This is a genomic window from Actinopolyspora mortivallis DSM 44261 (assembly GCF_000384035.1).
GTDB classification, from domain to species: domain Bacteria; phylum Actinomycetota; class Actinomycetes; order Mycobacteriales; family Pseudonocardiaceae; genus Actinopolyspora; species Actinopolyspora mortivallis.
The window spans coordinates 3,195,313-3,217,479 of sequence record NZ_KB913024.1; the positions used below are offsets into that span (position 1 = coordinate 3,195,313).

The 22,167-nt window shown below is 66.8% G+C and carries 24 protein-coding genes; 9 read left to right on the forward strand and 15 right to left on the reverse strand.

The features are described from left to right. Positions 1 to 175 precede the first annotated feature (175 nt). Together vsr and ACTMO_RS0115030 are read left to right on the forward strand one after the other, a co-directional pair. Positions 176 to 607, forward strand: a complete 432-nt coding sequence (vsr, locus tag ACTMO_RS23520; protein ID WP_245556199.1) for a DNA mismatch endonuclease Vsr — start codon at positions 176 to 178, stop codon at positions 605 to 607. Positions 608 to 1,190: 583 nt separating this feature from the next. Beyond that, positions 1,191 to 1,388 (forward strand): hypothetical protein, encoded by a 198-nt coding sequence (locus tag ACTMO_RS0115030; RefSeq protein WP_157062904.1) that lies wholly within the window; start codon positions 1,191 to 1,193, stop codon positions 1,386 to 1,388. 72 nt (positions 1,389 to 1,460) lie between these two features. Here ACTMO_RS0115030 and ACTMO_RS21200 read toward each other — a convergent pair whose 3' ends face one another. Then, positions 1,461 to 2,528 (reverse strand): NAD-dependent epimerase/dehydratase family protein, encoded by a 1,068-nt coding sequence (locus ACTMO_RS21200; RefSeq protein ID WP_084792378.1) that lies wholly within the window; start codon positions 2,526 to 2,528, stop codon positions 1,461 to 1,463. 4 nt (positions 2,529 to 2,532) lie between these two features. Beyond that, positions 2,533 to 3,885, reverse strand: coding sequence for a nucleotide sugar dehydrogenase (locus ACTMO_RS0115040; RefSeq protein WP_019855515.1), 1,353 nt, complete (start codon positions 3,883 to 3,885; stop codon positions 2,533 to 2,535). A 429-nt stretch (positions 3,886 to 4,314) separates the two neighbouring features. On the opposite strand from ACTMO_RS0115040, the gene ACTMO_RS0115045 reads away from it, so the two are divergent. Both ACTMO_RS0115045 and ACTMO_RS0115050 read left to right on the forward strand, forming a co-directional pair. Next, positions 4,315 to 6,204, forward strand: coding sequence for a DEAD/DEAH box helicase (locus ACTMO_RS0115045; protein WP_019855516.1), 1,890 nt, complete (start codon positions 4,315 to 4,317; stop codon positions 6,202 to 6,204). Then, complete coding sequence (locus tag ACTMO_RS0115050; RefSeq protein ID WP_019855517.1) at positions 6,201 to 6,743, forward strand: SWIM zinc finger family protein; 543 nt, start codon at positions 6,201 to 6,203, stop codon at positions 6,741 to 6,743. The genes ACTMO_RS0115045 and ACTMO_RS0115050 overlap by 4 nt, the downstream gene beginning before the upstream one ends. 192 nt (positions 6,744 to 6,935) lie before the next feature. Here the strand turns inward: ACTMO_RS0115050 and ACTMO_RS0115055 are convergent, their stop codons facing one another. Continuing rightward, the gene (locus ACTMO_RS0115055; RefSeq protein WP_019855518.1) at positions 6,936 to 7,604 is read right to left on the reverse strand and encodes an MmpS family transport accessory protein; all 669 of its coding nucleotides are present in this window, start codon (positions 7,602 to 7,604) and stop codon (positions 6,936 to 6,938) included. Positions 7,605 to 7,750: 146 nt separating this feature from the next. After that, positions 7,751 to 9,268, reverse strand: coding sequence for a sodium/proline symporter PutP (gene putP, locus ACTMO_RS0115060; RefSeq protein WP_033401552.1), 1,518 nt, complete (start codon positions 9,266 to 9,268; stop codon positions 7,751 to 7,753). A 667-nt stretch (positions 9,269 to 9,935) separates the two neighbouring features. Here putP and ACTMO_RS0115065 point away from each other — a divergent pair. Further along, positions 9,936 to 11,141, forward strand: a complete 1,206-nt coding sequence (locus ACTMO_RS0115065; RefSeq protein ID WP_019855520.1) for a cytochrome P450 — start codon at positions 9,936 to 9,938, stop codon at positions 11,139 to 11,141. Positions 11,142 to 11,183: 42 nt separating this feature from the next. On the opposite strand, the gene ACTMO_RS0115070 is transcribed toward ACTMO_RS0115065, so the two are convergent. Further along, a complete protein-coding gene (locus ACTMO_RS0115070) occupies positions 11,184 to 11,618 on the reverse strand; it encodes a cytidine deaminase (protein ID WP_019855521.1) in 435 nt (144 codons plus the stop codon). A 656-nt stretch (positions 11,619 to 12,274) separates the two neighbouring features. On the opposite strand from ACTMO_RS0115070, the gene ACTMO_RS23055 reads away from it, so the two are divergent. After that, on the forward strand, positions 12,275 to 12,427 hold the full coding sequence (locus tag ACTMO_RS23055) for a hypothetical protein (RefSeq protein WP_019855522.1): 153 nt from the start codon (positions 12,275 to 12,277) through the stop codon (positions 12,425 to 12,427). A 112-nt stretch (positions 12,428 to 12,539) separates the two neighbouring features. Next, complete coding sequence (locus ACTMO_RS0115085) at positions 12,540 to 13,091, forward strand: hypothetical protein (RefSeq protein ID WP_019855523.1); 552 nt, start codon at positions 12,540 to 12,542, stop codon at positions 13,089 to 13,091. Positions 13,092 to 13,115: 24 nt separating this feature from the next. Here ACTMO_RS0115085 and ACTMO_RS0115090 read toward each other — a convergent pair whose 3' ends face one another. From ACTMO_RS0115090 to ACTMO_RS0115100, 3 genes are read right to left on the reverse strand one after another with little or no spacing between them, the layout of a single operon-like run. Further along, complete coding sequence (locus ACTMO_RS0115090) at positions 13,116 to 13,460, reverse strand: hypothetical protein (RefSeq protein ID WP_019855524.1); 345 nt, start codon at positions 13,458 to 13,460, stop codon at positions 13,116 to 13,118. Then, positions 13,453 to 13,695, reverse strand: coding sequence for a hypothetical protein (locus ACTMO_RS0115095; RefSeq protein ID WP_157062905.1), 243 nt, complete (start codon positions 13,693 to 13,695; stop codon positions 13,453 to 13,455). The genes ACTMO_RS0115090 and ACTMO_RS0115095 overlap by 8 nt, the downstream gene beginning before the upstream one ends. After that, the gene (locus ACTMO_RS0115100; RefSeq protein WP_019855526.1) at positions 13,692 to 13,943 is read right to left on the reverse strand and encodes an HC3 family zinc finger protein; all 252 of its coding nucleotides are present in this window, start codon (positions 13,941 to 13,943) and stop codon (positions 13,692 to 13,694) included. Before ACTMO_RS0115100 ends, ACTMO_RS0115095 begins: the two co-directional genes overlap by 4 nt. A gap of 127 nt (positions 13,944 to 14,070) precedes the next feature. On the opposite strand from ACTMO_RS0115100, the gene ACTMO_RS0115105 reads away from it, so the two are divergent. Next, positions 14,071 to 14,925, forward strand: coding sequence for a helix-turn-helix domain-containing protein (locus ACTMO_RS0115105; RefSeq protein ID WP_026449274.1), 855 nt, complete (start codon positions 14,071 to 14,073; stop codon positions 14,923 to 14,925). After that, on the forward strand, positions 14,922 to 15,116 hold the full coding sequence (locus ACTMO_RS0115110) for a DUF397 domain-containing protein (protein ID WP_026449275.1): 195 nt from the start codon (positions 14,922 to 14,924) through the stop codon (positions 15,114 to 15,116). The genes ACTMO_RS0115105 and ACTMO_RS0115110 overlap by 4 nt, the downstream gene beginning before the upstream one ends. Before the next feature lie 50 nt (positions 15,117 to 15,166). On the opposite strand, the gene ACTMO_RS0115115 is transcribed toward ACTMO_RS0115110, so the two are convergent. From ACTMO_RS0115115 to ACTMO_RS0115140, 7 genes are all read right to left on the reverse strand, one after another. Further along, positions 15,167 to 16,477: a hypothetical protein gene (locus ACTMO_RS0115115; protein ID WP_019855529.1), complete on the reverse strand. Its 1,311-nt coding sequence runs from the start codon at positions 16,475 to 16,477 to the stop codon at positions 15,167 to 15,169. Between the two features lie 18 nt (positions 16,478 to 16,495). Further along, positions 16,496 to 17,092, reverse strand: coding sequence for a DUF3558 domain-containing protein (locus tag ACTMO_RS22485; RefSeq protein ID WP_157062906.1), 597 nt, complete (start codon positions 17,090 to 17,092; stop codon positions 16,496 to 16,498). A gap of 14 nt (positions 17,093 to 17,106) precedes the next feature. Further along, a complete protein-coding gene (locus ACTMO_RS0115120; protein WP_019855530.1) occupies positions 17,107 to 17,433 on the reverse strand; it encodes a hypothetical protein in 327 nt (108 codons plus the stop codon). A gap of 189 nt (positions 17,434 to 17,622) precedes the next feature. Next, positions 17,623 to 18,675: a hypothetical protein gene (locus ACTMO_RS0115125; protein ID WP_157062907.1), complete on the reverse strand. Its 1,053-nt coding sequence runs from the start codon at positions 18,673 to 18,675 to the stop codon at positions 17,623 to 17,625. 11 nt (positions 18,676 to 18,686) lie between these two features. After that, the gene (locus ACTMO_RS0115130) at positions 18,687 to 21,059 is read right to left on the reverse strand and encodes a DUF6571 family protein (protein ID WP_019855532.1); all 2,373 of its coding nucleotides are present in this window, start codon (positions 21,057 to 21,059) and stop codon (positions 18,687 to 18,689) included. A 6-nt stretch (positions 21,060 to 21,065) separates the two neighbouring features. Next, positions 21,066 to 21,383: a type VII secretion target gene (locus tag ACTMO_RS0115135; protein ID WP_019855533.1), complete on the reverse strand. Its 318-nt coding sequence runs from the start codon at positions 21,381 to 21,383 to the stop codon at positions 21,066 to 21,068. A 239-nt stretch (positions 21,384 to 21,622) separates the two neighbouring features. Next, positions 21,623 to 22,066 carry a PepSY domain-containing protein gene (locus ACTMO_RS0115140; protein ID WP_157062908.1) on the reverse strand — a complete coding sequence of 148 codons (444 nt, stop codon included), beginning with the start codon at positions 22,064 to 22,066 and terminating at the stop codon, positions 21,623 to 21,625. Between the last annotated feature and the right edge of the window lie 101 nt (positions 22,067 to 22,167).

Genomic DNA, 22,167 nt, shown 5'->3' on the forward strand with positions numbered 1-22,167 from the left:
AACACACGAACGCTATGTCGGGGAGGTCACTCGGGATACGCGAGAGGCTAATCTCGCCGAAGCGTGGTATACGGTGCGACGAGAAAATTTACTCGACATGAATACCTCAGACGACACCGTCAATCGGGCGGTAAATTCTGAGTCTTGGGCGACCACTCCTGCCTCACGGACGATCATGCGAGCGAACAAGAGACGTGATACTCGCCCGGAGAAGGCACTACGTTCAGCCGTACACGCTCTCGGCCTCCGATACCGTGTGGACACTCGACCGATCAAGGATGTTCGCCGCACCGCCGACCTCGTCTTTCCCAAACAGAAGATCGCTGTTTTCCTCGATGGCTGCTTCTGGCACGGTTGTGATGAACACTACCGTCCGGCCAAGGGTACTACGGCCACCTTCTGGAACAATAAAATCGCGGATAATCGTCGTCGTGACCTCGACACCGACCGACGTCTCCAACAAGCGGGATGGGAAGTCATCCGTGTATGGGAACACGACGACCCGATACACGCGGCTGAGCGCGTAGCCCATAGAGTCAACCAACTAAGATCATCTGCTCATGATCACACATCAGATTCCCCTCACGATTCAAAAGGTGATAATTAGTCTGAATTCTCTGTTCGATTTCCTGGTAGGAATCAGCCTTCGTGAGCATGAAGTAGGTGAATCGGGCGAGACAGTTGGAACGACAGCGACACATGGAACAACCATCGACGCAGGTCAAACGCCTGCATGCGGTGTCGGCAGTCCTCCTAAAGCGGGTGTCGCAGGTTCGAATCCTGCCGAGGGCGCACAATAGATTAGCCGGTTGACCTGCGACGGGACGCCAAATCGATCACCGTCGCCTGATCATCACCACTCGCTTCGTGGGGCACATGTGGGGCGGATTTCGTGCCTTGTCTGCCGAGACCGTGTGAGAGCTGGATGTCGAAAGCCGTACGGCTGCCCGACCTCCTCGATGTCCGTCAGCCCCGATGACAGCGGGAGCCCAGCCTCCGCGGACCCGTCGCACGCGCGAAGCAGTGCTGCTCCGGTCAGGTGATAAGCCCCGGAGAGGCGTTGGTGCCGGTGACGCTTCGTTGTTAGCGTGTTCGTCCCGAAAGCCGGATCCCACCTGCGGACAGCACCGCCCTCGCGGTGGTCGCGATGACACGTGACCTCCTCTCCCCACCTGGCAGGAGGAATGACCTTGGACGAGAGGAAAGTAAGTTACGTCAAGGCGTTTTCCGTGATCCCGGGGATGGTGCTCGTGGCGACCCGCGGAGGAGAACTGGTCCTCGGAGAGACCACGTGGGAAGTTCTCATCGCCCTTTCCGCGGGAGTCCTCATGACACTGTTCGGAGGGCTCCACTGCGCGTACCTGTTCTCCCGGAAGTTCTCCGAATGACGAGTTCCTCTGGGGTGTGAAGGCACCCACCTCACTCAGGCCCCTGTCGGGGTCGCGAACCCACGACCCGGGTTATCGAGTGTGTTGGGCCTTGAGGTACTCGTGACACGAGGGAAGCGTGTTCAGCAGGTACTTCTGCTCGTCACGAATCCTGTCGAAGACCCGGTGCACGGTTTCCACGGCTTCGGGCATGTGCCGAAGCTTCGGAAGCGGCTTGTCGGGAAGGTAGCCCAGCCCGGCCAGCACCGAGTAGTAGTTGCTGTTGTTCCAGAAGTTGCGGAACTCCTCCTCGAAGTTGCCGTAGTAGACCTGTGCGTCGTCGGCGGACGGAGCGTTGATCGCGAGACCGGCGTCGTAGCAGCGCATCTTCCCCCGTGTCTCCACCACCTCACGGACGGACGTCTCGTCGGAACCGCCGATGTTGAGGCACAGCCCGTCGGCAGCGGGGGTGGAGGCAGCGCGCAGCGTCGCCTCCACCGCGTCGTCGACGAAGGTGAAGCACCGGGTCTGCCCACCGTCGTCGTAGACCACCGGGGGGACACCGCGCAGCGCGCGGTGCACGCCGCGGCTGATGACGAAGGCGGGCCGTTGGCCGGGACCGTACACGTTGAAGTAGCGCAGCACCGTCGCCCGGAGACCGTGCAGGCGCGCGAACGCGAACGTCACGTGCTCGGCCAGTGCCTTGCTCGTGGAGTAGCACCAGCGGTGTGCCGTCGTGCTGCCCAGAACCCGGTCGTCGTCCTCGTGCCACGGCACGTCCGGGTTCCTGCCGTAGACCTCGCTCGTGCTCGCCAGCACCACCTTGGCGCCGGTCCGCTCGGCCGCGTGCGGCACGTTCCTCGTGCCCTCCAACGCGGTGTCGACGACCTCCAGCGGCCGGTCGAGATAGCGGTCGACACCGACGGTGGCGGCGAGGTGGAAGATCGCCTCGACCCGCTCCGGCACGACGCGGGTGAGCTGCTCCGGAACACGGACGTCGACACGGACGTGGCGCACCGTTCCGGGGTGTCGCGCGGGATCGTGCTCGTGTGGCCACGGGGCGGCGTCCACGACGACCACGTCATCCCCCCGTGCGAGCAGGCGTTCCACGAGGTGGCTGCCGATGAAACCGCACCCGCCGGTCACCACGAAGCGGGACATGGACTCACCTCCCGACTCCGCCATAGCGGAGTCCGCACCTCTCGATGCTGCCGATCACGTCCCCGGTGAAGTAGGCGCGGCCGTCGAACACCAGGCATCCCTCGGCGGTCGAGCGGGCGAGCTCGCCGAAATCGAGGTCCTCCATCACCCTGTGCCACGCCAGAACCGCGACGCAGTCGGCGCCGGAGGCTGCCTCGTAGGCCGAGACGCACGGGGTCACACCGAACATCGTCTCGACCTCGCGGGGGTCGGCGAGGGGGTCGTACACCGACACCGCCACCCCGCGGCGGCGCAACCGTTCGACCACCGGCAGCGTCGGGGTCTCGCGCAGGTCACCGGTGTTGTTCTTGTAGGCCAGCCCGAGCACGGCCACAGTGGACTCCCGAGGGGCGCGGCCCCGCACCCGCAGGTCCTCCAGGATCATCTCGCAGGTGTGGTGCGGCATCGAGTCGTTGACCTCGCGGGCCGTGGGGACGGTTCGCAGCCGCACGCCCCGTTCCCGCGCCGCCCGGTGCACCATCCACGGGTCCTTGGTCAGGCACGAGCCGCCGACACCGACACTGGGAAGCAGCACGTTGACCGGGCCGTTGCCGCGACGGATGGTGTTCGCCGCGGCGATGACCCGGAGCGAATCGACCCCGAAAGCCGTGCAGAACCTTCCCACCTCGTTGGCCAGGGCGATGTTGTGGTCGATCCACCAGTTGTTGACCAGTTTGACGATCTCGGCGGCCTCGACCGGTTCCACCGGGTGCACCTCGACGCCGAGACCGCGCCGCCAGAACGCCTGCGCCGCGCGGGAACTGTCCGGACACCATCCCCCGACCACGATCGGGAAGGTGCTCAGCTCGTGGAGTGCACTGCCTTCGGAAAGCCGTTCGGGGCTGAACGCGAGACCGAAGTCCTCGCCGCAACGCAGCCCTCCGCTCTCCAGCAGCGGCACGAGGAGGTTCCTGGTCGTTCCCGGCGGCACCGTGCTCTTGGCGATCACGAGCTGTCCCCGCCGCAGACGCCGTCCGAGCTCGTGACAGGCGTGCCTGAGTTGCTCGTCGTCCAGGGTTCCGTCGTCCCGCACCGGGGTGCCGACCGTGACCAGCACCACGTCGGCCTCGGAGGTGACACGGCAGTCGTCGGTGACCGACAAACGCGGGCCACCGAGCCACCGCCCCATGAGTTCGCTCAACCCGGGCTCGTTGAGCCGCACGTACCCAGCGTTGAGCTCCGCGACGCGCCCGGCGTCGCTGTCGACACCGATGACACGCGCCCCCCGCTCGGCCAGGGCGGCGGCCACGCACGAGCCCACGTACCCGAGCCCGACGACGGCGACGGTCGGCTGTTCGGTATCCGCGAAAAAGCGCACATCCCGCTCCCCTCAACCCTCGTTCGGGTGAGATCGACGGCGAATCAGTGAATCCCCGGCGGATGCGGACAGCTCCGACGGAGTTTCTCCGGACCCTAGTCGTTCCCGGGTGTGCGGGACGCGGTTCCGTTTTTCCGGAGGGAATTCCTACTCGCGTACGTGATGCCGACCCTCGTGGAAGGAGCCCGCGTTCCCACGACGGCACTGCGATCTCGTCGTTGCCGGCACCGGCACGAACTCGTGGGCGACCGAGCGCCCCCGGCGACGGTTCCTCCCGGCCGGACGACCCAGGTAAGGAGAATCGGCGGTCGTGTCAAGCCTTTTCCGACAATTCTGTGAATCCCGCACGAGCATCCACGCCGATTTCCCGGCGGCGCGTAGCATGGTCGCCGGAAAAGGGAAACGTCTTTTCGCAGAACGGGGCGCGACTTGTCGATCACTTCTCCGTCCCGGCCGCACGCCCCGCTGCCGGGCAACCTGCAGGCGAGTTTCGTGGTCGAGTCGGACGGTTTCGCCTGGTGGGGGGTCGACGATCCGGCCGGGACCGCCGAGGAACTCGGCCTGCCGCCGGGGGACGAAACCTCGTTGACCCTGGCGCTGCCGGACAGCACCGGAAGAAGGATCACACCCCGCACGGTGCCGGCGACGCTCGTCGCCGCGGAACCGGCGGTGGTAACCCTGTCTTCCTGGTCACCGCCGGAGAAAGTCGGATGCTCCCTGCGGGTCTGGGCCCGCATCGCCGCCGCGATCCACCACGGCGAGCCCACCGACGGGCTCGTCGGACTCCTTCCCACCGCCGGTCACGCCGTTCTCGGTCTGGACCGCACCACGATCTGGTCGGCCTCGGCCGCCGTCGACGCCGCGCGCCGCGCTGTCACCAGGGCCCGGACCCGCGACTCCTCCTCGCCGCAGGCGGTGCTGCGCCCCTACCAACGCGCCGGGGTGGCCTGGCTGCGCGCCGCCTCCGAACACGGCGGCGGCGTGCTCGCCGACGACATGGGACTCGGCAAGACCGTGCAGGCGATCGCGCTGTTGTGGGAGTGCCGAGAGCAGCCCAACCTGGTCGTGTGTCCCACCTCGCTGCTCGGTAACTGGTCCCGCGAGCTGGCCCGGTTCGCCCCGGACGTCGACGTGCTGACCCACACCGGCCCGGACCGGTCGCGGACACTGGAGACGGCACGGCCCGGAACCGTCGTGCTCACCACCTACGGGGTGCTGCGCGGCGACGCGGCCCTGTCCGACAGGTCCTGGCAGGCTGTGGTCCTCGACGAGGCCCAGCAGATCAAGAACCCCGACTCACTGGGCTCCCGGGCAGCACGCGAGTTGCGGGCCGAACTGCGCATCGCCATGACCGGTACACCGGTCGAGAACCGGCTCGACGAACTGTGGTCGCTGATGGCGTTCACCAATCCCGGTCTGCTCGGCACCCACGCGCGCTTCAGAAGGCGTTTCGTGGGGCCCGTCCAGCGGAACAACTCGCGGGCCGCCGCCCAACGGCTGCACGAAATCGTCGGTCCCCACATTCTTCGCCGTCGCAAGGAGGACGTCGCCCCGGAGCTGCCGAGCAAGCTGGAGACCAGCGTCGTGTGCGCGATGACCGACGAGCAGGAACGACTCTACCGAGCCAGCCTGAACGAGGCTTTCGAGGAGGGGTTCGGGTCCGGAACGAGTCGCCGCGGCCGGATCCTGGCCCTGCTCACCCGTCTCAAGCAGATCTGCAACCATCCCGAACTCGTGAGCGCGGAGGGCAAACCGCTGGCCGGCCGGTCCGGCAAACTCGACCGGGCTACCGAGATGCTCGCCGAGCTCACGTCGAACGGGGCCCGGGCCCTGGTGTTCACGCAGTACCGCGGGACCGGGGAGCTGCTCGCCGAGCACTTCCGCGACGAGCTGGCCACGGACGAGGTTCCGTTCCTGCACGGCGGTCTGGGCACCGGGGCACGACAGGAGATCGTCACCCGTTTCCAGGACGATCCCCAGGGGCCCGCCGTGCTCATCCTGAGCCTGCGCGCGGCGGGTTTCGGTCTCAACCTGACCCGCGCCACACACGTGCTGCACTACGACCGGTGGTGGAATCCGGCTGTGGAGGACCAGGCCAGCGACCGGGCTCACCGGATCGGCCAGGACCGCACGGTCACCGTCCACACGCTACTGACCGAACGCACCCTGGAAGAAGCCATCGCCGAGATGCACGAGGGCAAACGGTCCCTCGCGGGAACGGCCACGGGCGAGAGCACCGGCATCGACACCGATCTGACACGACTGTCGGACGAGCAACTCCACGAACTGCTCCTGCCGAGACACGAGGGCCGACCTTGAACAGCGAATTCGGTACCACGGCCTGGGGACGGGACTGGCGACGTCTCGCCGAACCCACCTCACTGACCCGACCTGATCCGGCCCTGCCCAAGGCGCGTTCGCTGGCGCGTCGCGACCACGTCACCGACGTGGAACTCCGTCCCGGCGAGATCACGGCCGTCGTGCACCACAGCGGTTCGCACCGCGTGCGCGTGGACATGCCGGTCTGGGACCGGGAACACGTCGAGCGGGCCCGGGAGCTGGTGACCGGCCACGGCGACGACCTCCCTGACACCGTCCACAGCGCCCTCGTTCGGGCCGGCCAACCACCCGCCCCCCAACCGGACGTGGTGACCACGAACTGTGACTGCACCGGGCGCAAGCGCCCGTGCGTGCACATCCTGGCCGCTTTCTTCGAGATCGCGCGCCAGCTCGACCACCGACCGCGGCTGGCTCTGGCGCTGCGCGGCGTGGAGGACTCACACTCGCCACCGAGCACGGCACGCGTTCCGATCGGTCTCCTCGACCCGACGGACTTCTACGGCGAGACCGGCCGGTGAACGGTTCCGGTCACGGTGCCGCTCCCGGGGGCGGCGCGGACGCCGGACCAGAACCGCCGTCCTCGTCGCGGCCTGTTCCGCCCCCGGGGAGGAACACACGACCTCCCATGTGCACGCCACGCCCCGGACCTCACGCGGAGGTTTCCGGGGCGTGGTGCGCGTTCACCCCGAACCGGATCAGGAGGGGCAGCCTCAGAATCCGGTGTTGCCGTTGCAGTTCACCACGGCGTGGGGCCCGTTGCTGGTGTTCTCGGCGAGCACCTCACCGTCGACGGTGATCTTGCAGGCGATCTCACCGCCTTCCTGACCGTTCTGGGCGGTCAACGAGTAGAACTCCACCCCTTCGGCGGCCTCGGTCTTCTGGGACCACGGCAGTTCCGCGTTGGTGTCCTGGCTGGTCTGAGTGCCCTTGCCATAGGTGACCGAAGCGACGCTGCCCGAGCCGGTGATCTCGTAGACCACCTGTCCGGCACCGTCGCCCTGCTCGGTCCCCGAACCACCCTGCTCGTCCCGGGACGGAGCGCCCTGTCCTCCTCCAGGGCCGGTGTTCATGTTGTCAAGCTGCTTGTCCACCTCGTTGACGAGCACGGTGAACACCACGATGGACACGACGAGGGCGACCACACCGGCGGCGAGCCCGATATAGCTCATGACCATGTTGGTCGCCGTGCCCTTGTGCGCGCGCACCACGGCGATGACGCCGAAGATGATCGCCAGAATCCCCAGAATGAACCCGAGAAAACCGATGACCGGGATCCAGGCGAGCAGGATCCCGACGATTCCCAGCACGAGGGCGGTGATCCCCATGCCGTTCTTGGGCGCCGCAGCCGAGCCCCCCGACTGCTGATGCGTGTCCGTCACACTCTCTCCTTGTCACAACGCCAGCGGCATCCTTCAGGGATATCGTCGGAGGAGACACAGCCGTTTCGGAACGTGTGGTCACGAAACGGACACGATCAAACAAAACCACCGTGGCCACCTGCTCGAAACAGGTCGTGCGGAACCCGTCAGGCCCGCACGGCCCGGCTCTCCGAGTCCGGTTCGGTCATGGGCCCGGACCAGTCCCGCTGGGGACGGTGGCCGATCCCGTTGCACACCACGATGGCCAGCAGGGCGACGATCCAGCCGGGGATCATCTCGTAGACGCCGGTGCCGCTGAGCGCCTCCACGTTCTGCCACACCACGACGGTGACGGCCCCACCGACGATGCCGCCGAGAGCGCCGGTCCAGGTCATCCGGGGCCAGAACAGCGACAGCAGAATCACCGGTCCGAAGGCGGAGCCGAAGCCCGCCCACGCGTAGGAGACGATGTCCAGCACCGCTCCCCCGCCGAGCGCGATCACGTAGGCGACGATCGCCACCAGGATCACCGTGGCACGCCCGACCCACACGAGGGCGCGTTCCGAGGCGGCCCTGTGGACGAAGGCGCGGTAGAAGTCCTCGGTCAGCGCGGTGGAGGCGACGAGCAGCTGACTGTCGGCGGTGGACATGATCGCGGCCAGCACCGCGGCCAGCAGCACGCCCGCGACCCAGGGGTTCAGCAGTTCACGGGCCAGGGCGATGAACACCCGCTCCGGGTTGTCCAACGGCTGGTCCAGCAGGCCGATGCCGACCAGCCCGACCAGGGAGGCACCGAGCAGGGTCACCAGCACCCAGCTGGTGCTGATGCGGCGGGCCACGGGGATGTGGTGCACGCTGCGGATGCCCATGAACCGCGCCAGGATGTGCGGCTGACCGAAGTAGCCCGGTCCCCAGGCGAGCAGGGACACGATCGAGACGAAGCCCAGTCCGCCGCCCGCCGACCAGGTGCCGTCGGTGAAACTGGCCTGCCGGCCCATGTCCAGCAACGCCGGGGTGCGTTCGGCGAGCGCACCACCCAGGCCACCGAAACCGCCCAACAGGGCGATGCCCATCAGCGGGAGCACCAGCAGCGCCAGGAACATCATCGTTCCCTGCACCACGTCGGTGAAGCTCACCGCGAGGAACCCGCCGAGGAAGGCGTACATCACGATCACCGCCACGGACACGGTGATCGCCAGCCTCGAGTCCACGCCGAAGACGTCCTCGAACAGCACACCGCCCGCGACGAGACCGCTGGAGACGTAGACGGTGAAGAACACCACGATCACCAGCGCCGACACCAGGCGGAGCGAACGGGTCCCGTCCTCGAACCGCGACTCCAGGTAGGCCGACAGGCTCACCGCGTTACTCGCCCGTTCGGTGTAGGTACGCAGCCGCGGAGCGACGAGCAGCCAGTTGAGGTAGGTGCCCGCGGCCAGCCCTATCGCGATCCAGGTGGCTCCCACTCCCTGGGCGTAGACCGCCCCGGGAAGACCGAGCAACAGCCAGCCGGACATGTCACTGGCCTGCGCCGACAGCGCCGCCGTCGGCGCGTTCAGGCGGCGACCGCCGAGCGCGAAGTCCGCGAGGGTGTTGGTCCGCCGGTACACCCACACCCCGATCACGATCATGACGACCAGATACGCGGCGAAGGTCGTCAGCACCGATGGGCTGATGTCAAACACTGCTACTCCTTCGGCCGAGGGGACACATGCTTTCCCGACGAGGCGGACTGCTGGGGCGGTGTTCGCGACTTGAGGCCGGCATGTGTGTTCGCGGTAAGTGTGCGGTGGATAGTAGGTGACCTCGCCCACGGCGTATTCATGTGGTCCGACATGAGTTCCCGTGTTTTCTTGTCCGGACGAACAACGGGCGGGTCGGCGCCGAGGGGGTCGGCGCGGGGTTCGCACGTGATTCCCGGGATTTCTCGCGCTGTGTCATCGTTCCCACACGAAACGTGCCGGTCTCCGGAGACCGTGAATCCGTTTCCTTCCCCTGGTGAGACGCGCCGGGGAATCACCGGAGTCCCCTCGCCCGGCAAGACGGAAAACCCCCGGAATCCGGAAACGACGAAAAAGAATCTCCGCGCGAACGCTCCCGACGGGAAACGTTCTCCCCGACCCCCTGGCCGGGACGGGCCGTTCCGCCGCTCACCGCCCCCGCGTCGTGGAATATTCACCGTCGTCGGTGGGCACACGCCTTCTCACTCGTTCAGCGGGCGATATCGCTTCCGTGTCCGACATATCATCGCGTGTTCCGATGTTTCCGACGGGCACGGACACGTTTCGGTTCGACACGTCGGAACCCCGAATCGGAAGGATCCGATCGACATCGTTCCCGACGGGAGTCGTCATGAGCGCATCGTCGCAGGCACCACCCGTTTTCCCGTTCGACAACTCGACCGTGCACCACCCGGACCCGTTGTACGCGCGGTTGCGCGCCGAACAGCCGGTCACACGCGTCGACTTCCACGGGCACGAGGCGTGGCTGGTCCTCGGCCACGAGCAGGCCCGCAGCGTGCTCGCCGACCAGCGGTTCAGCCTCGCCGAAGCGTCCAAGCCGCACATTCCCCGTCTCGGCACGCTCTCCGTGCCACCGGGCGCGATTCTGGCGCTGGACCCGCCCGAGCACACCCGGGTCCGGAAACTGGCCACGAAGGCGTTCACTCCCAGACGCATCGAGGCCCTGCGCCCACGGGTGCGGGAGGTGGTCGACGAGTTGCTCGCGGACCTCGTCACCACGACCCCGCCGGTGGACCTGATCGAACGGTTCACCGCGCCGCTGCCGATCAGGATGATCTGCGAGATCCTCGGCGTCCCTCTTTCCGACCAGAAGGACTTCGAGCGGTGGACCGAACTGATCACCAGTGTCGAGGGAGCACCCTCGGAACAGGTGCAACACGGTTGGGAGAGTCTGCGGGACTACATCGCGGGGCTGGTCGCCGAGAAACGTCGCCAACCGGCGGAGGACCTGCTCAGCGCCCTGGTCGAAGCCCGCGACGTCGACGACCGGCTGGACGAGAACGAGCTGGTGCTGTTCGGTCTCATGCTGCTGGCGGCCGGGCACGAGACCACCAAGAACCAGCTCGCCAACTCGGTGCTGGTGCTGCTCGGCAGGCATCCCGAGCAGTGGCGGGCGCTCACCCACGACCCGGAGCGTGTGCCCGCGGCCGTGGACGAGCTGCTGCGCTACATCTCGCTGTTCAACTTCGACGTCACTCTGCCCCGCGTCGCCGTCGAGCGGGTCGAGGTGGGCGGGGTGACTATCGAGGAGGGAGAGGTGGTGCTCGTCGCGTTGTCGGCGGCCAACCGTGACGAGCGGGAGTTCGACCGCCCGAACGAGCTCGACGTGGAACGGCGGGACAACCGGCACCTCGCCTTCGGCAGTGGGATCCACCGGTGCCTGGGAGCGCAGCTGGCCAAACTGGAACTCGACGTGGGGCTGCGCGGGCTCGTCGGTGCGCTGCCCGGTCTGGAACTGGCCGTGGCCGAGGACGAGGTGACCTGGAAGACGGGCAGTTTCATCCGCGCGCCCCGACGGCTGCCGGTCACCTGGTGATCGGCGTTTTCGACCCGTCTTCGCCCGGTCCGACACCCGGGTTCAGGGGGAGTGAATCCCGGGTGCGGGCCAGGCGTCGCCGTCGGCGAAGTACCGTCCCCAGTAGAACGGGTTGAGTTCCCGGAGGCTGCGCACTGCCCAACCTGAGTCCGTCTCCGGGGCGGCCACCCCCACCAGGACGTCCGGCCCCCATGGAGCGAGACGTTCCTGACAGATGCCGCAGGGGGCGAGCACCGAGATCCCGGAGTCGTCCTCCCACGCGCTGACGAACACGGAGGCGGTGATCGTGGCGCCGAGCGTGTGAGCTCGGCAGATCGCGCCGGTTTCCGCGCACAGGTTGGCTGCGGCGTTGAGATTGTCGAGTGCCACACTGGTCAGGATGCTGCCGTCGTGCAGGTACACCGCAGCAGCCTCGGTGCGGGCACGACGCCGCATCTGTTCCACGGCAGCGTCCACGAGCCGCTGGTCCGGTCGCATGTGATCCAGCCTGCCCCACAGGCGGCGTCGGAGGAAGGGGATTGACAGGATCCGCCGGTCACACGCGAGCAACTCGCCGTCTTCGCGCTGACCACCGAGTGCCTGTGGGACTGGAAGGACTATGTCGCCATGATGGGAGAGATCTGCGGAAGCATCACCTGGAACCAGGAACAGCGAAGTTCCATCCTCTCCAGACTGGAAGGAAACACGTGAACGAAACCGAAACAACGAAAGACAAACAATGATCTTCTACTACGTATTCTTGGCCGTGTTCGGAATATTTTCCCTCATGCTCCTGATCGGGATCATATTTTTTGGTCGAACAACGGCGCCAATCTTTGCAACAGCATCTGGACAAGGTCCGCCAGGACCTACGTAAAAACGAATCCACTACAGGAAGTTCAAAACTGTACTCCGGCGCTTACTCGAAGATATCTGACGAGATGCTTCGAGATATGGCCGAAAAGGAGGGTTTCGATTTCGTCAGCATGATCTCTCGCACGATCAGCTTCCGAAAGAGAATCACTCAGGACGACGAGAATAATTTGTTGTCCGGCACGGAAAACAGACCCATACATCCCAGGGACGGCATTAGTGGAAGGCGACACCGACGGAAACTTGCCTCACTCCTCGAGGAGAACACCGCTGCGGACACCATGACGTTGCGTCGGGACGAGTTGGGGGAGCTGCCGAAGGCCGAGATCCTGCGCACCGCCGAGGAACACGGCTGGACCTACCACGACGAGAACATCACGGACAACGCGTGGAACCTGCTCTTCCGCCGCCACACCCCCGAGAGCACCCCATGACCCCCTCGAACGACGCGACCAGACACGAGTTCCTGGAACGACTCGACCACGCCCGCCCGGACGCCTCGGGAATCGTCCGAGTGAACCTGGACGCCCCCCGAGCAGGCTCACGATGCCGGAATACCGCGAACTCGCCACCAACCGCGGCTGGAAGGTGGACCGAATCGAGCGCTCCGGCGACGCGGTCTGCCTGCTGCTGCGACGTCACGGCTCCTCCCCCGTGCACCACGACATGGGGTTCGACTTCCTCGACGGTCCGGGGCTCGCCGAACTGCGTGGCAACGCGACCGCGCGGGAGGAGGCGGCGCGGGTTCTGCACGAAACCGGTGTGGACGTGCTCTCCGAGGAGGTTCTCGACGAGAACCGGCGACGCCACCTCGTCCTGCGTCGCAGGGTCCTGCGGTTGACCTGGTTGAGTGTGCTGTCCGGAGTGTTCTCCCTGACGGGGTTGTTGTTCTGCCTCGTGCTGTGGAGAGAGGGCGACGTGCGGGCGGGCAACGTCCTCGCCTTCGTGTCCCTGGGGACGGGGCTGCTCTGCCTCGCGGCACTGCCGTTGCCGATCCGGGCGGAGAGAACCCGCAAAGCCGCCGTGGGCGCCTACAAGGACGCCTACGAACGTGTCGTCTCGGCCGCGCTCTCCGCGAGATCCCACCCGCCCGAATGAGGCTCGGCCGCCCCCTTCACCGGCTCACAGCCGCCGAAGCCCGTCGCGGACACGACACAGCAGCGCCAGCGTGGGATCCTCCCCGGCCGCCGGAAGGACGGTGTCCTGCTCCCGGATCCCGGTGGAGTGGGAAGGCCCGTGCCGGTCCGGGTCCACCGTGGGCCAGCTGATCAGCTCCCCGGTGGGCGCTCCCTCCATGGCGAGCTGCCCGAGGTGGGCCAGCGCCAACCGCCGTGCCGCCGGGCCGGAACCGCCCTCCTGCCGTGCGTGCCTCGGGGACCGACCGGCGCGTTGACCGGACACCGCCAGGACCACCGCCACGGCGAACAGCGTCGATGCCGTGGCCACCACGGCCGCCAGCTCAGACATCGCAATCGTCCTCCGGCGTGATGAGGAACGGGCCCGTTCCGTTTCCACAGCTCCGCTCGAAGGGCAGCCGGGCCGCGTACTCCCGCAACACGGCGGACAATCGCTCCAGCACCGTCGCCGCCTCGCAGCACTGCCGCGCCGTACACCGCCGCCTCGCCACGTCGTAGGACAACTGTTCCAGCCGCCACTGCTCGTGCGCCAGCAGTGTGGCCAACTCCCCGTGCCGGGTACTCACGAGCACTCACCCCGCTCCGGGGAGATCTCCGGACGCGGAGGTGCTCCCACGATCTCCCGGGCCGCGTCGTCACAACTCGGGCAGGTGGTCCACAACCAGGCCAGCTCCCCGGTCGCCGAGGTCACCTCCTGTCCGCACAACGTCGAAACCACGACACCCTCCGGAAACTCCATACCCGGAGGTGGGACCGGATCCCTGCTCACATGCCGCTGCCACGCGGCGGGCACCCAGGTGAACGGATGAGGCATGACGTCCTTCCTCTCTAGTGGTTCACTGGTGTTTCTGGTGTGCACCAGCATGACCTCTTGCACCAATGGCCGCAATAACACGATCGAAGGAAGGAAGCGCCAACTCTTCCACCTCTAGGATTGGTGTATGGCTCGCACCAACAAAGGAACTCCTCGTGCGCGTGCTCTGGGAGCTGAGCTGCGGCAAGCGCGTGAGGAACGCGGGGTAGGAGTACGAGAGCTGGCGCGCCGTCTCGGAACTGATCACTCAAAGATCTCTCGTTACGAGAGCGGACAATCGACGGCTCCCACCTCGGAATACGTAGCCAGTGTTCTTACTGCGCTGGGAGTTCCCGAAAGTGAGCGGGAACGGCTCACGAGCATGGCTCGTGGAGCCAATGAACCGAACTGGGTGTCAACCGGTGTTCCTGGTGCGCAACACGAGTTGACCACACTGATCGAGTTCGAACGGGATGCCGCACAGGTCCTGGAGGTCTCGACGATGGTCCTGCCAGGGTTGTTTCAGACTTCGGCCTACACGCGAGCGGTGATGACAGGCGCCTCGAACAGCGATGTCGAAGCGCGAGTGGCGTTACGTCAGGGAAGACGCGAAGTGTTGACACGCGAAGACGGTCCTCACTTCACCGCGCTGATACTCGAAACAGCCCTGCGGAACCCCATCGGTGGTCGCGCCGTACTCGCCGAACAGCTCAGACAGATCACCGACATGGCCGGGTGGCCGAACGTGACGGTCCAGGTCATTCCGATGGACCTCGAAATCTGGCACCCCGCCCATGCTGGGGCTTTCATCCTGTTCGAATTCGCGAGTTCGAGGCCCATCGTGCACATCGAGCAATACAGCTCGGCCGTGTTCCTGCACGAACCCGAAGATGGTCGTGCCTATCAAGAAGCGGCCGGTAAGCTCCGGCAACTGGCGATGAGCACTGCGGAATCGACAGACCTCATCACCCGTGTCGCCAAGGAGATGGAGAACTCGCGATGACAGCACGAAGGCGCGCTGTATGGCATAAGTCCAGCCACTCACAGCACCAAACCGCCTGTGTCGAGGTGGGGCGGTTAGGTGACGGCGCGGCCGTCCGGGACACCAAGAACCGCGCGGCCGGCTATGTCACCACCACCCGCGAGCAGTGGCGGGCGTTCGTGGAGGCCGTCAAGACCGACCGTTTCGCCTGAGCGCCCGCGACACCGGGCACCCCGGACGGCCGGGGTGCCCGCCACGGCGCTCACCGTCCACCTTCGTGTGGGGTCTCACCGATGACCGGTGGGGCCACTCGCTGCATGTCGTTGGTGAACACGTCCTCGGTCTCCACCAGCCAGCCGGGACGCTCGTGCTCCTCGTCCTGACCTTCGCCCTGTTTACCGGCACCGGCCATAGGCATCCCGCGCATACCGCCACGCCCGGCGGGCTGGCCGACAGCGGCACCTCCCGGAGCCGCGCCGCCGCTTCCTTTCGGCCCGAAACCACCGACCCCGGAACGTCCCCCCGGAGCCAGTTCGCCACGCCCGGCGCCACCCGGCACCCGACTCACACCACCGCCGCGTGGCGGCGCACCACCCACACCGCGTGCACCACCCGCCGCGCCGGGTGGTCCGTGCGGGGCCGGGGCCCAGCGCCCGTTGTACGGGTTCTGGCGCTGCCAGGTGCCGTCCGGGCCCTGCCGGTACACCGTCCCGTCCGGTCCGCGCACCGTTCCCGGTGGGGTCGTCCAGGCCGAACCCGAACCGGCGGGCGGAGCGGACGTCCCGGATCCGGAGGGAACGGCACCGCCCCCTCCAGTGGGCGCCCCGGCTGTTCCGGCCGCACCGGGTGTTCCGGCCACACCGGGAGAACCACCCGCCCATGCCGAGGAGGATCCGGCGGGGGCGGAACCACCGGCCCCTGCCGCGCCGAAGGAAGCGCCGGAAACGAAACTTCCCGCGTCCGGGCCGTAGCTGGCCCGCCGTCCCGGATCGACCTCTCCGGCCTTGTCGGGGTCGAACTTCTCGGTGTTGCGGGTGGACTCGGCGGTCCGGGTGCTGTACTCGGTCATCACCCGGTTGGCCTCGTCGTTGGTGGCCTGGAACCGGGCCTGCTTCTCCTCGTAGTCACTCGTCCAGTCGAAACCCGGAACACTGGACAGACGCGTGTGGTCGGCGAAGTTCTTGTCCGGCGGCTGCAGCTGTGTCGGACGGCCGTCCGGAAGACGCCCGCCCTCCACGGGAAGCGCGCGGAAGGTCTCGTGCTGTGCCCGCGTCTGCTCGTCCAGTGCCTCCCCCAGCTTCCGGGAATGCTCGGCGGCCTGCTCCACCACCGGCCGCACCTCGGCGATCGACGCCCGGGCGGCCTCGGCCGCCCGACCGGAATGGCCTCGCTCCAGTTTGCCCAGCCCCGAGTCGATCTTCTCCAGAATCGAGTCGAACTTCTTGGCCGCGTTGCCCAACGCCTCGGCCCCCTTCGAGCTCGGAGCGGGCAGACTCGTCGCCTCCTCCGAACCCGCCATGGCCTTGCGCAACTCCTTGGCGGTGCTGGCGTAGCACATCCCCAGTACGGTCATCACGAACTCCTCACACCACTACGCGTCCGGCCACGACGACACCGACAACCTCAACGCCTTCCTCGCCAGAGAACAGGGATCAGTCTTTCCGACCTGCTCGACAGGAAGAGTAACAAAAGATTGCACGAGCTGTTTTTCCTGCGCGACAAGAAACATACCGCATGATCCGGCCTCCGACGGTTTAACTCTGTTAGCCTGAACAACAGAGTATCCGCTGATTTCGAATTCTTTGTAGTCCACGTACTCCGATTTGTGTTGTCGATAAGTCCGAATCGAACGCCCCGGAGCAGGAGACAAAGACACCTTGGTCTTTCCCTCTCGGCTCTCCCATGTGCAGGCGGGAGTTCCACTCCCGGCAAGGTTGTTCGTGCTCTTCTCACCCTGCTGTTGCACTCCGAGTGACGTCGCTGCTTCCTCGGGAAGCAGGTCGCACACGTCCACAGCGGCAGCGTCCTTCGGGTGCGCGATCTCCATCCCGGACCCCGTCTCCGGGCTGGAACTGCTCGGCTGCCCCTCCGGCGGATCCTGCTGCCCGGCCCCGGCCGAACACCCCGCCAACACCACCACCAACACACCGGCCCCCAAACGGGCAAGACGACGCAGTGTGATGTCCATAGCGTGCACCGTACTCAGCTCTCCCTCCGGGACTGCTCGGCCTCCGCGGTGTCCTCGGCCCGGCCGTACTCGCCCAACGCCTCCTCATAGGCCTGAATCCGCTCGTCCAACAGCAGACGAATCTCGCCTGCCGCACTACGCACCGAGCCCTCACCAGTGGTCATCCGCTGCTGGAACACCTCCCGAGCCCCCTGCGTATTCCGATCCTCAGCGGTCAACTCACCCGGTTCAATGGCCACTGTCTCTACCCAGAGATCCCAGGCCTCGTCCCGGGCCTGTCTCAGCTCCTCCAGCCCCTGCTGGACCAGATCCCCATCAACGACGAAACCGTCCCGCCCCAACGGACACCTCCCCCTGTATCAACCACGTTCCACGCGGCGGTGGCACCGGGCCGAGACGCCCACCCGTCGGCACACTCCGGCCACAGCCACCACAACGGATGACACCCTATCGTGTGGCACGAGCGCACAGTGCTCGTTCGGACACACACGGGGTCAGATTCGACACACCCACTCGCCGGGACCCCGCACTCAGGAACTCGGACAACCGGCTCGTCGGGTGTCCTCGTGGACGAAGCGGGACAACACATTCTCGTAGACCGGATCGTCCGGCAACTCCCGCAACCAGGCATGTCGGCTTCCGGGCTCGGACAGATACATCCGGTACGACACCGGCTGGCCCTGACACACGAGGTCGTACTCCGGCCACGAGTACTCCGCCGACTCCTGCCGCGCCCGTGCCAACACCCCCTTGTAGGTCACAAACGCCACCTTCGGATTCCCGGGCACGGTCCCCCGCGTACCGCCGCGGCCGACCCGGATCTCACACGTGCTGAGCAGGCTGCTGGGCTGTGGCGTCTCCATCACCCACGGCAGCTCCTCACCCACCGCCCCCGAAGACCGCGGCTCGTAACCGGGCAGGGCCTTCACCAGGTCGACGCTGCACACCCGACGATCGAAACCGTCCCGCGGCTCCACACGCCGCGCCTGGTCCAACCCCGGGATCTCCGGCAACTCGCCCGGCAGGGACAACGCCCGCTCGGAACACCCGAACCGGTCCCGCGCCCGATTGGTCGTGTCCACCAGCACCCGCGCCATCGCCAACCGCGTCCGCGGATTCAACAACTCATCCGTGTCAATGCTGATCGAGCTGTCGAGAGTAAGCGTCTCGGAGCCACGGGTACACGAAACATACAGAACCGCATGATCGTGCATCACAAAACCGGGCAACTCCGGAATCGGAACCAACAACGGGTCGGGTGGTGGACTGAGGGTACGAGCCATGTACTGAGGATCAGCAGGATCAGTGCCAAGAACGAGCTGGTTCTGCAGGAGTGGATGGCACTCGGTCGAAGGTTCCTCGGGATCCACCTCGGCCGTAGCGTCCTCGGGATCGGGATCGATCAGATCACCCGCCCGGATCAGCTCGACCACCAACCGCGGGTCCACCATCCCCGCACACGACAGATACTCCGGCGGCGAACGCACCCACTCCGGCGGCCCCTCGTCCGCGTCGTTCCCCGAACACCCCGCCAGCACCAGCACACCGACCACGAAAGCGGCCAGCAACCGTATCCGCGGCATCGCTTCCGACCTCACTCCGTCTCGCTCACCCGCACCGGGCGGCGCCCCGTGGCGTTCGCGTAAATACTCGCCCCGGTGTCATAGGTGTTCTGCACCGTCTGCCCCTCGAATCCATACGGATTGGATTCGCCGAGCCACCTGTCGTAGTCTCTTGGCAGGTCTCCGTTCGAATCGACAAGTCGCGACGGACCATCCCCACCCTCGTCGGGCATCAGATCCGCGGGCGGTCCCATCCCCTCCCGCCACATCCGGTTCTCCCACAACGACTGCTGCAGCAGCTTGTGGGCGTCCTTGTGCCCTTCTTCCCTGAGGTCGGCGGTGTCCCGGGTCACGATGTTCGAACTGTCCTGTTTGAGCTGGTCGGCCAGCGCCGTGGCCCCGTCGGCCAGCGCCACGCTGCCTCCCGCCGCCAGGGGAGCCCCCACGGTCTCCACGACCCCCGAGGCCGCACCGGCCCCGATCAGGGACCACGAGGCCAGACTCCCTCCGAATTCGATCTTGGAGTTGTAGGCGGCGTCCTTGCCGTCGTAGAGCTCGTCCACGGCGTAGGCACGGGCCTCATCCAGCGCACCGAACACGGCCGCGGCCTGGTTCGCCTCCTTCTTCATGGAGAGCCTGCGATCCTCCGGCGACTTGCTGTCGTCCTGGGCGATGTCGTCCAGAGTCAGACCGGTGTAGGCCATGTTGGCGTCACGCAACTGGGCGTAGACCTCGGGGTCGTAGGCGGCCGACCCCATCACCTTGTACACCTCGTACTGACTGAACAACGGGCTCATGCGTCCCGCCTCGCCCGTCGCCCAGTCCGGGTCGTCACCGTCCAGACCGAGCGATTCGCTGCTGTGCACGACCGGTGCACCGGAGTCGTGCACCGCGTTCATGTAGTTGGACAGCATGTTGCCGAGGTTGTCGCGCAGCGGCTCGGGCACCGTCCCCTGTCCCGGGTCCTCCATACCGGCCTCCCTGTTGGCCAGCGTGTGCACCAGCCCCGCCAGGCTCCGGGCGCCCTCCGCGCTGCCGTGCTGCTCGCCGAGGGTGGCCGACTCCAGGGCGTTACCGAGCAGATCGAGCCCGAGCGTCTTCTCCCGCTCGGTCGGGGAGGAGTCGTGCCTCGGTCCCTCGGCGTGGTCGTAGGTGTCCACCGGCCAGTCCCGCTCGACGAGATGGGCCAGGTTCTCGTCGTTGCGGGCGGGATCGAAGAAGGAACTCGCCGCCTCCGGGCTGTGCTCCAGAGCCGTCATCAACCCCACCAGCGGGTCCCCGCCGCGCCCTCGGTCGTCGACGTGATTGAGGTTGGTCCCCCGCAACGGCTCGAACGGGTCCTTCCTGTCGGCCTCGACGAGCCCGTCTCCCACGGTGTTCAGGAACTCGCTGGAGTACTCGCCGCTGTGCAGCAGCATCCCGAGTGAGCGGTATCCCGCGTCCTCGTCACCGAGCCCGAGGAAACCGCCTCCCCAGTTCTCCGCCGCCTTCAGCAGTCGTCGGCCGTAGTTCTGCGCCCGCTGCTCCGTGCTCTCTTCCTCCTCCGGCCCGTGCAGGTCCTCACCCAGGTACTCGCGTCCCTCCGGGCCGGTGCCGGTGGCCAACGTCTCCCCCAACCACCGCTGCAGACCACTGACCAGTTCGGAGCTGTTCGTCCCGGACCCCTGACTCTGCCGCGCCCAGTCCCCCTTGATCGTGGACTGCAGGTCGTCGGTCAGTTCGAGCAGCTGCTTCGGACGTACCCGTTCCAGGAACTCCCCGGCGAAGGCGGGGTCCCCGCCGTTCTCCCGCAACAACCGCAGGAGTTTTCCGGCCTCCTCGAAACCGAGCTCGTCCGGGGATTGGGAAGCCAGCTTGGCGGCCTCCTTGGCCTTCCGCTCCTCCTCCCGGCGCTCCTCGGCCAGTACCCTGTCCAGGTATTCGAGCGTGTCATCGGCCTCGGCCAGCGCCCGGGCGGCCTGCCGGTCCGCCTCGGCGGCCCGCGACAGGATTCCCTCGACCTCGGCGACGTAGGCCTCGTAGGCGCTCCGCTGGTTGTCGGGATAGGTGATGGTGCCGTCCGAGTCGAAACGCCACCCCTCGTCCCTCCTGTCGTTGATCTCGCCGGCCACGTCCTCGATCTGCTTCTGGCAGTCCAGCAGTTCCTCCGCCGCGGTGTTCAACGCCTTGCCCACCGGTACGATGCGGTCGCGGTACTCGCGCATACTCCGGTGGATCCGCAGCCCGTGCGCGGCGGCGAGCTCCTTGGCCTCACCGCGCCAGAACTCCCCCTCCTCCAGGGGATCGCACACCTCGGAACGGAACTCGGCGATGATCCTGTCGAACTCCTCCACCAACGAGGTCCACGCCTTGCCCGCCTCGGAGAGGCTCGCGGGGGAGGCCTCCTTCAACGTCCGGTAGTCCACGGCCGGTCAGACTCCGCTTCCCCGCAGTTTGTCCAGGGCCCACTCGTCGGTCTCCTCGTAGTTGCGGGCGACCGCCGTCAACCGGTCCTCCAGGTCGTCGAGCCACCGGCCGAAGCCCTCGATGTTGTGTTCGCAGCTGTGCCGCACGCTCTCCAGGGGATCCGCGAGTTCCCATCCCCGGTGCGCCCGTGCCGCCGCCGTGGACTCCTCCGTGACGGCCCGCACCAGCCCCAGCAGCTCGCTGCCCAGCTCTCCCGACCGTGCGCCGATCCTGGTCAGTTCCCCAGTACGGACGGTATAGCCGCCCCCTCCTTCGGAAGACACGTTCGTCCCTCCCCCTAGGCTGGTGACACGATCTTCCGAAGGGCGAAGATTATCACCTCTTCGAGTAACCTTCTAGATACTTGAAGTATTCAGAAGAAGCAGGTCACAGCCACCCGAACGCCCTCCCCAGAAAAGCGACGGGCCACGGACGAGCCGGAGTGGAGCACCCCGCGACACGACTCGGACGGGGCATCCGCGCACGCGGACACCCCGCCCTCCGGATCGGGCACTCGCCCCGGTCAGTCGTCCCGGTCGGTCTCGTAGCCGAGGACGTCACCGCTGCGGGCGTCCACAGTGACCTCGTACTCGGTGTCGGCCTCGCGCAGTTCCACGTCCCACTCGAACTCGTAGCAGCGGTCCAGCTCCACCTCGGTCACCCGCGCCGTGCCGGGCACCCGCTCCAACGCGGTCTTCCGCGCCTGCTCGGCACTGACCTCCGGGGCATCCTTCGTGCAGTCCCCCGGTCGGGGACCGTGATAGAACTCCTCCGGGCCGGTATGGATCTCGTCCCGATCCGGGCCGGTGTAGGGCTGTCCCGAAGCCTCGCGCACCACGGGGGAACCGTCCCCCGCCGGAGCCTGCTGCTGTCCGTCCCCACCGCCGAAGGCCACGGCGGTGCCGCCCAGGGCGAGCACCCCACCCGTGACCGCCAGCGCCGCGACCAACTTCCTCGTAGCCGGCACGTCGATCTCCTTTCCCGGTAGAACCCTGTTCTCCGTCACTGCCGACAACCACGGTCACAGCGCGGGCACTAAACGGTCCCTACCCGAACACTAAAACGAGG